Annotated in this window: 9 protein-coding genes and 2 pseudogenes; 6 read left to right on the top strand and 5 right to left on the bottom strand. The window is 53.3% G+C overall.

Annotated features, from left to right (window positions below):
• Positions 1–9: 9 nt before the first annotated feature.
• From aceF to Q7C21_RS05275, 3 genes and pseudogenes are all read left to right on the top strand, one after another.
• Positions 10–1914, top strand: a complete 1905-nt coding sequence (aceF, locus tag Q7C21_RS05285; RefSeq protein ID WP_140916380.1) for a pyruvate dehydrogenase complex dihydrolipoyllysine-residue acetyltransferase — start codon at positions 10–12, stop codon at positions 1912–1914.
• Between the two features lie 160 nt (positions 1915–2074).
• Positions 2075–3499, top strand: coding sequence for a dihydrolipoyl dehydrogenase (gene lpdA, locus Q7C21_RS05280; RefSeq protein WP_033763238.1), 1425 nt, complete (start codon positions 2075–2077; stop codon positions 3497–3499).
• 228 nt (positions 3500–3727) lie between these two features.
• Positions 3728–4174 (top strand): annotated as a pseudogene (locus Q7C21_RS05275) (IS481 family transposase); the annotation flags it as partial.
• 266 nt (positions 4175–4440) lie between these two features.
• On the opposite strand, the pseudogene Q7C21_RS05270 reads toward Q7C21_RS05275, so the two are convergent.
• The 3 genes and pseudogenes from Q7C21_RS05270 to Q7C21_RS05260 form a co-directional block, all read right to left on the bottom strand.
• Positions 4441–5094: pseudogene (locus Q7C21_RS05270) on the bottom strand (hypothetical protein).
• A complete protein-coding gene (locus Q7C21_RS05265) occupies positions 5087–5488 on the bottom strand; it encodes a hypothetical protein (RefSeq protein WP_033763234.1) in 402 nt (133 codons plus the stop codon). Before Q7C21_RS05265 ends, Q7C21_RS05270 begins: the two are co-directional and overlap by 8 nt.
• Positions 5489–5877: 389 nt before the next feature.
• Positions 5878–6783 carry a LysR family transcriptional regulator gene (locus Q7C21_RS05260; protein WP_003854707.1) on the bottom strand — a complete coding sequence of 302 codons (906 nt, stop codon included), beginning with the start codon at positions 6781–6783 and terminating at the stop codon, positions 5878–5880.
• 105 nt (positions 6784–6888) lie between these two features.
• Between Q7C21_RS05260 and Q7C21_RS05255 the strand changes: the two genes are divergently transcribed.
• The 3 genes from Q7C21_RS05255 (at position 6889) to yacL (ending at position 11154) form a co-directional block, all read left to right on the top strand.
• On the top strand, positions 6889–7398 hold the full coding sequence (locus Q7C21_RS05255) for a phenolic acid decarboxylase (protein WP_003854706.1): 510 nt from the start codon (positions 6889–6891) through the stop codon (positions 7396–7398).
• 591 nt (positions 7399–7989) lie between these two features.
• Complete coding sequence (gene acnB, locus Q7C21_RS05250; RefSeq protein ID WP_375150485.1) at positions 7990–10587, top strand: bifunctional aconitate hydratase 2/2-methylisocitrate dehydratase; 2598 nt, start codon at positions 7990–7992, stop codon at positions 10585–10587.
• Between the two features lie 189 nt (positions 10588–10776).
• Positions 10777–11154, top strand: coding sequence for a protein YacL (yacL, locus tag Q7C21_RS05245; RefSeq protein ID WP_039658763.1), 378 nt, complete (start codon positions 10777–10779; stop codon positions 11152–11154).
• 48 nt (positions 11155–11202) lie between these two features.
• On the opposite strand, the gene Q7C21_RS05240 is transcribed toward yacL, so the two are convergent.
• Together Q7C21_RS05240 and Q7C21_RS05235 are read right to left on the bottom strand one after the other, a co-directional pair.
• Complete coding sequence (locus Q7C21_RS05240) at positions 11203–11874, bottom strand: SDR family NAD(P)-dependent oxidoreductase (protein ID WP_179291181.1); 672 nt, start codon at positions 11872–11874, stop codon at positions 11203–11205.
• Positions 11875–11882: 8 nt separating this feature from the next.
• Positions 11883–13079: an exo-alpha-sialidase gene (locus Q7C21_RS05235; protein ID WP_008925597.1), complete on the bottom strand. Its 1197-nt coding sequence runs from the start codon at positions 13077–13079 to the stop codon at positions 11883–11885.

The raw sequence follows: 13079 nt of genomic DNA, 5'->3' as shown, positions 1-13079 counted from the left end.
AATAGAGTAATGGCTATCGAAATTAAGGTACCGGATATCGGGTCTGACGAAGTTGAAGTCACCGAGATTCTGGTGAAAGTTGGCGACAAGGTGGAAGCCGAGCAGTCGCTGATCACCGTGGAAGGCGACAAAGCCTCAATGGAAGTGCCGTCGCCACAGGCTGGCGTAGTCAAAGAGATTAAAATCTCTACCGGTGACAAAGTTGAGACCGGTTCGCTGATCATGATGTTTGATGCTGAAGGCGCTGCGGAAGCAGCCCCTGCCGCCGCCGAAGAGAAGAAAGCGGATGCGGCGCCTGCGCCAGCCGCTGCTGCGGCCACTGCCAGCAAAGAAGTGGCTGTGCCGGATATCGGCGGTGATGAAGTTGAAGTCACTGAGATTCTGGTTAAGGTTGGCGACAAAGTCGAAGCCGAGCAGTCACTGATTGTTGTCGAAGGTGACAAAGCGTCAATGGAAGTTCCGGCTCCGTTCGCGGGTGTGGTCAAAGCGATCACCATTGCGACCGGCGACAAAGTCAGCACCGGTTCAGCCATCATGGTCTTTGAAGCAGAAGGTGCAGCACCGGCCTCTGATGCGAAGCCAGAAGTGAAAGAAGAAGCGGCATCGGCACCTGCCGCGGCTGCGGGCGCAAAAGACGTTAACGTTCCGGATATCGGGGGAGACGAAGTTGAAGTCACCGAGATCCTCGTTAAGGTTGGCGACAAGGTGGAAGCTGAGCAGTCACTGATCGTGGTTGAAGGCGACAAAGCCTCTATGGAAGTGCCGGCACCGTTTGCGGGTATCGTCAAAGAGCTGAAAGTCGCGACGGGCGATAAAGTCAGCACCGGCTCACTGATCATGGTGTTCGAAGTCGAAGGTGCTGCTCCGGCTGCCCCTGCGGCTGCGAAACAGGAAGCCGCACCGGCGCCTGCTGCCAAATCTGAAGCGAAAGCCGCAGCAGCACCTGCCGCCGCTAAAGCAGAAAGCAAAGGTGAGTTCGCAGAGAACGACGCTTACGTTCACGCTACCCCGGTGATTCGTCGCCTGGCGCGCGAGTTCGGTGTTAACCTGGCGAAAGTCAAAGGCACCGGCCGTAAAGGTCGCATTCTGAAAGAAGATGTGCAGACTTACGTGAAAGAGGCCGTGAAACGCGCTGAAGCAGCACCTGCTGCGGCCAGCGGCGGCGGTCTGCCTGGCATGCTGCCATGGCCGAAAGTTGATTTCAGTAAGTTTGGCGAAATCGAAGAAGTCGAACTGGGCCGTATCCAGAAAATTTCTGGCGCGAACCTGAGCCGTAACTGGGTGATGATCCCGCACGTTACGCATTTCGACAAAACTGATATCACCGATCTGGAAGCTTTCCGTAAGCAGCAGAATGCTGAAGCAGAGAAGCGTAAGCTGGATGTGAAGTACACCCCGGTGGTGTTCATCATGAAAGCGGTCGCTGCGGCGCTTGAGCAGATGCCACGCTTCAACAGTTCGCTCTCTGAAGATGCGCAGAAACTGACGCTGAAGAAATATATCAACATCGGTGTGGCGGTTGATACGCCAAATGGCCTGGTTGTTCCGGTCTTTAAAGACGTGAATAAGAAAGGCATCACCGAGCTGTCCCGTGAACTGATGGCGATTTCGAAGAAAGCGCGTGACGGTAAGCTGACAGCGGGCGACATGCAGGGCGGATGCTTCACCATCTCCAGCCTGGGCGGCCTGGGCACTACCCACTTCGCGCCGATCGTTAACGCGCCGGAAGTGGCTATCCTGGGTGTCTCTAAATCGGCGATGGAACCGGTGTGGAACGGTAAAGAGTTTACTCCGCGTCTGATGATGCCGATTTCTCTCTCCTTCGACCACCGCGTGATCGACGGTGCTGATGGTGCGCGATTCATCACCATTATCGGCAATATGCTGTCTGATATTCGTCGTTTAGTTATGTAAATGTTAAGAAGGCCGGCGAATGCCGGCCTTCCTTTAACGATTCGTCGCGCCGCTGTTGGCAGTTTGTTAACAATTCTGTAAACTCTTGCGGTGAAAGTCCCGGTGGAACAAGGGCATTATAAGAACGTCTGACCCGCCGGATATCAATTAAGAGGTCATGATGAGTACAGAGATGAAAACCCAGGTCGTGGTACTTGGGGCAGGTCCTGCAGGTTACTCTGCAGCCTTCCGTTGTGCGGATTTAGGTCTGGAAACCGTACTGGTAGAGCGTTACAGCACCCTCGGTGGTGTTTGTCTGAACGTCGGTTGTATCCCATCTAAAGCGCTGCTGCACGTTGCTAAAGTGATTGAAGAGGCGAAAGCCCTTGAAGAGCATGGCATTGTGTTTGGCCAGCCATCTACTGATATCAACAAGATTCGCAGCTGGAAAGAGAAGGTTATCAACCAGTTGACTGGCGGCCTGTCAGGTATGGCAAAAGGTCGTAAAGTCACCGTGGTTAATGGCCTGGGCAAATTCACCGGTGCTAACACCCTGGTGGTTGAAGGAGAAGGCGGCGCGACCACCATCAACTTCGATAATGCCATCATCGCTGCGGGTTCACGCCCAATCGAACTGCCATTCATTCCACATGAAGATCCACGCGTCTGGGACTCTACCGATGCGCTGGAACTGAAAGAAGTGCCGAAGCGTCTGCTGGTTATGGGCGGCGGCATCATCGGTCTGGAAATGGCGACGGTTTATCATGCGCTGGGTTCAGAGATCGATGTGGTTGAGATGTTCGACCAGGTTATCCCGGCTGCGGATAAAGACGTGGTGAAAGTCTTTACCAGGAAAATCAGCAAGAAATTTAACCTGATGCTGGAAACCAAAGTGACCGCCGTTGAAGCGAAAGACGATGGCATTTACGTTTCCATGGAAGGTAAAAAAGCACCAGGTGAAGCGCAGCGTTATGACGCGGTGCTGGTAGCTATCGGTCGTGTGCCGAACGGTAAAGGTCTGGATGCTGGTAAAGCGGGCGTGGAAGTGGACGATCGCGGTTTCATCCGCGTCGACAAGCAGATGCGTACCAACGTGCCACACATCTATGCTATCGGCGACATCGTCGGTCAGCCAATGCTGGCGCATAAAGGTGTGCATGAAGGCCACGTTGCCGCCGAAGTGATCTCCGGTCTGAAGCACTACTTCGATCCGAAAGTGATCCCTTCAATTGCCTATACTGAGCCAGAAGTTGCCTGGGTCGGTCTGACCGAGAAAGAAGCGAAAGAGAAAGGCATCAGCTACGAGACCTCCACCTTCCCGTGGGCTGCTTCAGGCCGTGCTATCGCTTCTGATTGTGCAGACGGTATGACCAAACTGATTTTCGACAAAGAGACGCACCGTATTATTGGTGGCGCGATTGTCGGCACTAACGGCGGTGAGCTGTTAGGCGAAATCGGTCTGGCGATTGAGATGGGTTGTGATGCGGAAGATATCGCGCTGACCATCCATGCTCACCCGACCCTGCATGAGTCAGTGGGTCTGGCTGCAGAGATCTTCGAAGGTAGCATCACCGATCTGCCTAACGCGAAAGCGAAGAAGAAATAAGTTTCTGCCGCAACTATTGAGAAAGCTCCCGTAATGGGGGCTTTTTTTTGGCCTGGATTCTGGTGGTGGGATTAGGTGTGATGTTGGGTAAAATCAGAGCGTTAAATTTGGTGGAATTTTTGAGTGCGAATAAGTATTTAGTAATCAGGCAAATAAATTTAGAGTGCTCCACGCGTTAGCAGGGGATAAACCGCCTGTAAATCATGGTTATCCCACGTGACACGTTTTATTGCAGCGGCAGATCTGCTGAATGAACGTGTACTGTCAATTTATGCGTCTCAGGGCCTGCCAATTCTAAGAATACTGACCGAAGGAGGCATAGAGTACTGTGGCAAAGTGGAGCAGCATGATTATCAACTTTGTCTGGCAATAAATGATATAGACCATACGAAGACCAAAGCGATGTCACCATAGACGAACGGCAACTGCGATGCGGTTCCACATCACGATATTGCAGGAATTATATCAGGTGACGTTCCACAAAAAGCTGTATGGTGAACCCGACACATTAAAATCTGATCTTAATGACTGGCTGGCTCACTTAATAATTAGCGAACTCATCAGGGGAAAATGTGCCCTGGCCGGACGCTTATGGAAATATTACTTGATGGAAAACGCCTCTGGGCTGAGAAGAATTCAATCCAAATATACTCTGACAGATACCTGTATAAATAACGGGTAACTTTCAGATGAGGCCTGAGCTGATAAAACTTAGTATAGCCCCATGAGGGGCTTACTGATTTGGCCGTTCAGGTAAGACCTTACCTATCAGATAGACAACCCCTATAGATAAGCCAATCGCTATAAGCCTCTCATGCCACGTTTCATAGTGAAAGAACCAGTAGCAGCATAGTAAGAGCAAGAACCCGCCTATGATCGCACCTGACGCCTCTATAAGGCTATACATGATGCGTTTACCTAAGCTCAACTTAGCCGGCCCATTATCTCGCATTAGCGTTTACCTCCTGGTCTACCATCTCAATGATCTTCTCAAAAGCCGGTTGTCCCTGAGTTCGCTTTACATTCAGAGCTTCTAAGAAGGGGTTCAGAGCTGGCTCAACTCAGAAGTAAAGTAAATCATAGTTCCGCACGCGTAGCGCGTTGTAGACTTCTGGGTTGTTCTTTTGAAGCTTTTCAGAAGTGTAGACACATCTCTCTGTCATGCCACCGATCAGTAAAGCATTACCAATCAGGCCACCTCTGACCGCAACAAGGAAGGAGCTACGCTGCGCAATGGTAGTTGCTAACCTTCCGGCTATTAGTGAGTTCGTAAGCGTCCGGCCAGCAACTGAAGCCATCGTTTTGCTATAGATAGCGTTCTGCTTGAATTCAGGCACATTCTTGTTGAAGATATTGAGCACAGTCTCGATTGTCTTCATGAAGTTGTGATTTTCAAGAATGCCATGCCTGATGGCACTAACCATCCTTATTTTCTCTGTTTCACGTTGATAGCGGCTGTCTGTATCAAGAAATCCATAGGCAAGATAGCCAATGTCTGTAGGCACAGACAGGACTCCATGCATTAATCCTATCGCTGACTCAGGCTATATAATGATTTTGGCTATACGCTTTGCGATCTCACTGTAGCTACGCATCCTGAAGGTCCTTATCCTCGCTTACTTTGACTACATAGTAGTCCCTTGCTTCCGGCACTATCCTATCAACCTTGATGCCGACTGTGCCATTGCTTACCTCATCGTAAGGAACACGGTCTATCTCAATGCTTTCAATATTGAGTAAGTGCCAATGATTCTCACTGTCCTGTATTGCGATTTTATCAAACCTTGAGACAGTAAAGTTGCTGTCGGCAGGGATTATAAGGGAGTAAACCACCGCTCGATCATAGCAGTGATTGAAGTCGAGCCGGTGAAGGCTGTGTCTGAAGTCCATGAGGCATTCTTGCTTGAAGGCTTCACGAGCAGCCTCTTTGCTGATAACCCCTGATTCTATCATGTGATAGATGTTGAAAAGCTCATAGGTGAATGTCATACCTCGATTAGCTATCTCAGCATCAGTAATTTGGTTTTCGTTAAAGGGGATCGGCTCTCGTTCTTTAGGCGCTTTGTATCGACGGTGATTGACTGTGTAGATAGCTTTAGTGCCGGATAGACCAAAGATTACCGCTTTGGGCCAGCAATCTGATCGTATGAGAACGTTTGGTATATTAAGATATAGATTACTATAATCTATACATAATGATTGCGATTACTTGAGCAGCGTTCCGGCCTTCACCACAGCCTTATATAACCACAATCAGGGGCCTGCCAATGATCGCCAATCTGGTGTTCCACGCTTGAGGGGGATAAACCGCAGCTTAATCTTTGGAATGCGTGTTTTTTTGCGTGTTCCCCGCGTCAACGGAAACAATCTCAGCCTCTTTAGCGCTCAGCTATGCGCTTCTCCTGCGCCACCCGTTCAATAAACATCTGCGCCAGTGCCGCAATGGCGCTATTGGCCGGCAGTCTCTCTTCGTTTATATGCATCACCAGTGAACTGCTGCGTCGGCGGCCCTGCAGTAGCGGCAGGGGACGAAGCTCACCGCTCTCTAAAAGCGCGGCGATATTCTGTTCCGGCAGCCAGCCATAACCTAACTGGTGCTGGACCGCCTCAATCGCGGCCGACAGTGTTGTAAATGACCAGTTTTCCGCTTGTTCGCCATTCACCTCTGACTGCTGCTGTTGCTGACGATCCAGTATGGTAATGCAGGGCCAGCGAGCCAGCGTGGCCGCATTAAGCGGGGCGGGTTCGCGGTGTAATGGGTGGTCGCGATGGGCAACGGCGACGAAATCGACACTCATCAGGCTTTCGCCTGCAAATTGCGTATCGCCCTGCTGCGCCACCAGCCAGAGATCGGCCTGATTTTCCGCCAGTCTGTCAGGCGTTTCACTTCGGACGATTTCGCTGAACCAGATACGCACATGGGGATAGCGCTGCTGAAATGTCTGGAGCACATCAAACAGCAAAGGTTTGGGCAGCGTCGCATCGACCATCAGATCGATGCGTGACCGCTCGCCGCGTTGTAGTGCATTAGCCTGCGCCTCAAGCGCACTGAATCCCGCCAGCAAAGGACGCACCTGCGCGAGCAACTGATGTCCCTCTGCACTCAGCATCGCACGGCGGCCCTCCTGCTGTAACAGCGTCAGCCCCAGCCGCTGCTGAAGCAGGCCCAGCTGGTAGCTCAATGAAGACTGGCTGCGATGGTTCTTCTCCGCTGCCAGCGCAAAACTCCCTTCATTGACTACTGCATCGAGCAGATACCACTGTTCCAGCGTTGTCCTGTACATGTTGACTCATCTAAAAAATGAATTATTTAGCGCTAAAAATAGCGTTATTCATCGCTTTTGTAACGCGCAATAATCCTCTCAACGGAAACAAATGAGGAGTTAATCATGAGTACTTTTGATAAACATGACCTGTCTGGCATCGTCGGTAAACATCTGGTTTATACCTATGACAATGGCTGGAACTACGAGCTCTACATCAAAAATGCCAGCACCATAGACTACCGTATTCACAGCGGCATGGTGGGAAATCGCTGGGTTAAAAATCAGCATGTCTATGTCGTTCGTCTGGCGCAGGATGTCTATAAAGTCTCCTGGACCGAACCTACCGGCACCGATGTCAGCCTGGCCGTTAATCTGGCCGATAAAATCTTCCATGGCACCATCTTCTTCCCTCGCTGGGTAATGAACAACCCGGAAAAAACCGTCTGCTTCCAGAACGATCATCTGGAAGAGATGGCAAAATTCCGCGAAACGGGTCCGGCTTATCCAACTGAGATTATCGATGAATTCGCGACGCTGACCGTTATCCGCGAAGTGGGCGAAAATAATGAAAGCGTGATTGATTGTCCGCCTGACCAGCTGCCTGCCAATTGGCCAGCTAACCTGCAAAATTAACGCAGAACAAAAGCGGTCATGGCGTCCATTTGTTAAAAATGGATTGCCCAGGCAGGCAGTGCAGGTATTAAAAGAGAATTGAGCCCTCTTGCCATGACGGAAAGGGAAGAGGGCGCGTTCTGGCGGCGGGACCAGCCACTATCACTGCAGGAAATGAAAACTACGCTGTAATCCTCTGACGCCAAAAGAACCTCACACTTCGCTCTGGTGTTGAGATTTTGTCAAACTCACCGCTGTTTTAAACCCGATTCACACCGCGTTCTATTCCTGTCGGTTATCTATTTCACTGAATCATTTCGCTTAAACCGCTGCAAAGCTGACCTTATCGTGTCGCCATTTCACTGGAATACGGTAAGCTGCTGTGAGACCAAATCGGCTCACTCAGGAGCCTGATGCGGGGAGATAAGCGGGCAGAATGGGCGTAGTGGATTATGTTGTATTTTTGTAAACAGATTAACAAACAGACGGAATCCTGCTATTCTGCCCTCCGCGAAACCGGGCACCTCAACCTGGACGAGAAAGGGAAGTGTGTTCTCCATAAGTGAGCAAGGTGGTCGGAAAGCCCTACATAATGAGAGCGAGGATAACGTCGTGCTAGAAGAATACCGTAAGCACGTTGCCGAGCGTGCTGCCCAGGGAATTGTACCTAAGCCTTTAGAGGCTTCCCAGATGGCCGCGCTGGTTGAACTGCTGAAAAATCCACCTGCGGGTGAAGAAGAATTTTTGACCGATTTATTGGTCAGCCGAGTCCCACCTGGCGTCGATGAAGCGGCGTATGTCAAAGCCGGTTTCCTGGCGGCTGTCGCCAAAGGCGAAGCAACCTCTCCTCTGATATCTCCTGAAAAAGCGGTTGAACTGCTCGGCACCATGCAGGGTGGTTACAATATTCACCCGCTGATTGAAGCGCTGGACGATAGCAAGCTTGCCTCAATCGCGGCGAAAGCCCTTTCACACACCCTGTTGATGTTCGACAACTTCTATGATGTTGAAGAGAAAGCGAAAGCGGGTAATGAATACGCGAAGCAGGTGATGCAATCGTGGGCCGATGCGGAATGGTATCTGTCACGTCCTGAACTGGCTGAGAAAATCACCGTTACGGTGTTCAAAGTCACTGGCGAAACCAACACCGACGATCTCTCTCCAGCCCAGGATGCCTGGTCACGTCCGGACATTCCACTGCACGCCCTGGCGATGCTGAAAAATGCCCGTGAAGGCATTGAGCCGGATGAGGCAGGCAACATCGGTCCGATCAAACAGATCGAAGCGCTTAAGACCAAAGGCTTCCCGCTGGCCTATGTCGGCGATGTGGTCGGAACCGGTTCTTCGCGTAAATCTGCCACCAACTCGGTGCTGTGGTTTATGGGCGACGACATCCCGAACGTGCCAAATAAAAAAGGCGGCGGCGTGGTGCTGGGCAGCAAAATTGCGCCAATCTTCTTCAACACCATGGAAGATGCAGGCGCACTGCCGATTGAAGTTGACGTCAACAACCTGAACATGGGTGATGTCATCGACATCTATCCGTTTAAAGGCGAAGTCCGCAATCACGAAACCAACGAACTGCTGGCCAGCTTCGAACTCAAAACCGAAGTGGTGATTGACGAAGTGCGTGCCGGTGGCCGTATTCCGCTGATCATCGGTCGTGGACTGACCACCAAAGCGCGTGAGTCACTGGGTCTGCCGCACAGCACCGTATTCCGTCAGGCGAAAGATGTTGCGGAGAGCACCCGTGGCTTCTCACTGGCGCAGAAAATGGTGGGCCGCGCCTGTGGCGTAGCCGGTGTTCGTCCAGGCGCCTATTGCGAACCGAAGATGACCTCGGTTGGCTCGCAGGATACCACCGGTCCCATGACCCGTGACGAGCTGAAAGATCTGGCTTGCCTGGGCTTCTCGACCGATCTGGTGATGCAGTCCTTCTGTCACACTGCCGCGTATCCTAAGCCGGTGGATGTGAGCACGCACCACACGCTGCCAGACTTCATCATGAACCGTGGTGGTGTATCACTGCGTCCGGGTGACGGCATTATCCACAGCTGGCTGAACCGTATGCTGCTGCCGGATACCGTGGGCACCGGTGGTGACTCCCATACCCGTTTCCCTATCGGCATCTCTTTCCCGGCGGGTTCAGGCCTGGTGGCGTTTGCCGCCGCGACCGGCGTTATGCCGCTCGACATGCCGGAATCGGTGCTGGTGCGCTTCAAAGGTAAAATGGAGCCAGGCATTACGCTGCGCGATCTGGTTCACGCCATCCCGCTGTATGCGATCAAACAGGGTCTGCTGACCGTTGAGAAGAAAGGTAAGAAAAACATCTTCTCTGGCCGTATCCTGGAGATTGAAGGTCTGCCGGATCTGAAGGTCGAGCAGGCGTTTGAGCTGTCTGATGCGTCAGCAGAGCGTTCCGCTGCGGGCTGTACCATCAAGCTGGATAAAGCACCGATTATTGAATACCTGAACTCCAACATTGTACTGCTGAAGTGGATGATCGCAGAAGGCTACGGCGATCGTCGTACACTGGAGCGTCGTGTTGAAAGCATGCAGAAATGGCTGGCCGATCCTCAGTTGCTGGAAGCAGACGCCGATGCTGAATATGCTGCGGTGATCGAAATCGATCTGGCTGACATCAAAGAGCCGATCCTCTGCGCACCAAACGATCCGGACGATGCACGTCTGCTCTCTGACGTTCAGGGCGAGAAGATCGACGAAGTGTTCATCGGCTCATGCATGACTAACATTGGTCACTTCCGTGCCGCCGGTAAACTGCTGGATAGCCACAAAGGTCAGCTGCCAACGCGTCTGTGGGTGGCACCGCCAACCAAGATGGATGCAGCACAGCTAACCGAAGAGGGCTACTACAGCGTATTCGGCAAAAGCGGTGCGCGTATCGAGATCCCAGGCTGTTCACTCTGCATGGGTAACCAGGCACGTGTTGCAGACGGTGCGACGGTGGTTTCCACCTCGACCCGTAACTTCCCGAACCGTCTGGGTAATGGTGCTAACGTCTACCTGGCATCTGCGGAGCTGGCTGCGGTCGCGTCTCTGCTTGGCAAACTGCCAACGCCGGATGAGTATCAGCAATTCATGGAGCAGGTTGATAAAACAGCCAGCGACACTTATCGCTATCTCAACTTTGACCAGCTGGCGCAGTACACTGACAAAGCTGACGGCGTGATTTTCCAGACTGCGGTCTGATTCTTCACCTGGCAGTAACAGAAAGGGGCGATGATTCGCCCCTTTTTTTCGTCCCGGCATTGGCCAGAGAGACGATCAAAAGCTGGATTTCGCCAGACAGCCTGTAATAATGCGCGACGTGTCACACTTTGCCGCGCAGGCAGCGCTGACACTCATTTAGTGACGCGATGACGTTAAGAGGAACGGGCGATGGAATATGAATTTTTACGCGATGTGACCGGACAGATTAAAGTTCGTATGTCGATGGATCATGAAGCGGTCGGCCACTGGTTCAACGAAGAGGTGAAAAACGATCCGGGATTGCTGGATGAAGTTGAAGCCGCAATCGAAGACGTCAAAGGCAGCGTGCGTCAGTGGCAGCGCGTCGGTAGCGAGTACACCATCCTGCTGGATGAGGAAGAGGTAATGATTCGCGCCAACCTGCTGGCTCTGGAAGATGACGGCATGGAGGAGGGCATGAACTACTACGATGAAGAGAGCCTCTCATTCTGTGGCATTGAAGATTTTCTGCTGGTGATCGCCGCCTACCGCCAGTTTGTTAATCAGTACGGTAAACCCGTACGGTAATTTTTACGCTGATACAGGCCGGGCTACCCGATTCGCCCGGCCTGTTCATTAACTCAGCGACGCACCGCCGCACATCACCAGCTGCTGACCGGTGATTGTCGCGGCCGCAGGCGAAAGCAGGAACCCGACCAGTCCGGCGACTTCCTGCGGCTGAATATAGCGGCCTATCGGTGGCAAGCGCGGCGGGGAACTGGCCCGGCCCGGCTGTTGTAGCATCGGCGTTTCGGTGGCACCTGGCGCCACGATATTGGCTGTAATGCCGCGCGGTGCCAGCTCTGCCGCCCAGCTGCGCACCATGCCGATCATCGCCGATTTAGTGGCCACATACTGACTACGGCACGCCGCACCGCCTGACGTGCGACTACCCAGCAACACGATTCTGCCGCCCGCGTTCATCCGGGGCGCAAAATGGTTGGCCAGCTGTTCTGCGGCGGCAACATGCAGTTGCCACAGGCGTGTGCTGGCGTTCAGATCCAGCTCCCCGAGCGGCGCGGCCTGCATCATTCCCGCTGCATGGATCACCGCCTGCGGCACCGGCAGTTTGTCCAGTAAAGCCTGCAATGCCGCACTGTCGCTGATATCGATCTGATGGCTCTGCCAGCCCGCGTCTGACCGGTTTATCGCCGATCGGCTCAGGCCAATCACCTGCCAGCCCTCATCCAGCAGGCGATCCACAATCGCCTGACCGATGCCGGAACTTGCGCCGGTCACCAGCGCCATCTTTTCAATCACGCGTCACCTCCCTGCACCCAGGACTCCCCGACCCGCACATATTTAATTGCCTGGCGATACCAGGTGTAGGCGATATGGAGTTCGCCGTTCACACCCTGCTTGATGCTGGGGTAAGAGAACTCACGGTTTAACTTCTGCTGAGAGTTATTGGTCATGCAGTAGCCGTCGCCCTCGTCCAGATTGCGCTGCAGCGGCCAGCTTTTGCCGCCATCTGTTGAGATCGCCAGCGTCATTGGCGCTCGTGGCGCGCCCCAGAAGGCGGTGCGCCCGCTGTGCACCACCGGCTCGGCGGCAACCGCAACGTCACCGTCTTCTTCATCATCTTCAATTTCGTCATACAGCGACAACCGGCGCTCGCTGGCCCCTTCGGCGCTCATCGCATTGAACACCAGCGCCAGATGACCGTTGCGCAGCGTCGTGACCTGAATGGAGGAGTTATTGTTGGGCAGCGACAGCGGCTCGGGCGCACTCCAGCTTTCACCCTGATCAAACGAGCGGCTCTGGTAGATATGGTCGGCCCAGCGACTGCGGTAGAGTGCCAGCAGCGAGCCATCATCCAGCAGGGTCACGTTCATATGAACGCAGCCGGTGCTGTCAGGCACGCTGACGTCGCGCCAGCTCTGGCCTTTATCTTCTGAGATTTTTACCGCGCTGACGTCATAGCTGCCGACCCACTTTTCGCCGGGCTGCGTCAGGCAGTAAAACACCGGCAGCAGCCAGTTGCCGTTGGGCAGCACGACAATCGGCTGACGAATAAAGGTGCCGGGCTTATCCAGCAGGGTTTTGATCTCGCCCCAGCTTTTGCCCATATCGTGAGACTGGCGATAGCGCACGATCGCGGTGTCCTGATTACCTGATTTCTGCGCCGTCCACAGCAGCCACAGTACCTGGTCGGGATCGAGAAACAGCACCGGATTCTGTTCTGAGCGACCCGGATCGTCAGAAAGCTTCTGCGCGTCACTCCAGCGATCGCTGCCTTTTGTCAGCCGGGAACACCAGACTGAGATATCGGCAATCCCTTCCTGCGTGCCACCAAACCAGACGCAAAGCAGATCGCCATCGGGCAGCGGCAGCAGGTTAGCCGCATGGTTTTGCGGGCAGGAGGAGGGCAGCATCGCAATCTGCTGGGCGCTATCCTGCGGGTGCGGCGCAACCAGGCCGGTGCGTTCTGCGGTGACGGTTTCCTGAGTCAT

The organism is Pantoea sp. ANP04, assembly GCF_041982285.1.
Classification (GTDB): domain Bacteria; phylum Pseudomonadota; class Gammaproteobacteria; order Enterobacterales; family Enterobacteriaceae; genus Pantoea; species Pantoea eucalypti.
Note: the sequence above shows the minus strand (reverse complement) of the source record. Positions and strands in the feature narration are given on the sequence as shown.

What these genes read in the sequence shown, in the direction of transcription:
- Q7C21_RS05260 (WP_003854707.1), bottom strand. Translation starts at nt 6,783, where the DNA reads ATGTACAGGACAACGCTGGAACAGTGGTATCTGCTCGATGCAGTAGTC.
- Q7C21_RS05255 (WP_003854706.1), top strand. Translation starts at nt 6,889, where the DNA reads ATGAGTACTTTTGATAAACATGACCTGTCTGGCATCGTCGGTAAACAT.
- Q7C21_RS05265 (WP_033763234.1), bottom strand. Translation starts at nt 5,488, where the DNA reads ATGACATTCACCTATGAGCTTTTCAACATCTATCACATGATAGAATCA.
- aceF (WP_140916380.1), top strand. Translation starts at nt 10, where the DNA reads ATGGCTATCGAAATTAAGGTACCGGATATCGGGTCTGACGAAGTTGAA.
- Q7C21_RS05240 (WP_179291181.1), bottom strand. Translation starts at nt 11,874, where the DNA reads ATGGCGCTGGTGACCGGCGCAAGTTCCGGCATCGGTCAGGCGATTGTG.
- lpdA (WP_033763238.1), top strand. Translation starts at nt 2,075, where the DNA reads ATGAGTACAGAGATGAAAACCCAGGTCGTGGTACTTGGGGCAGGTCCT.
- yacL (WP_039658763.1), top strand. Translation starts at nt 10,777, where the DNA reads ATGGAATATGAATTTTTACGCGATGTGACCGGACAGATTAAAGTTCGT.
- Q7C21_RS05235 (WP_008925597.1), bottom strand. Translation starts at nt 13,079, where the DNA reads ATGACTCAGGAAACCGTCACCGCAGAACGCACCGGCCTGGTTGCGCCG.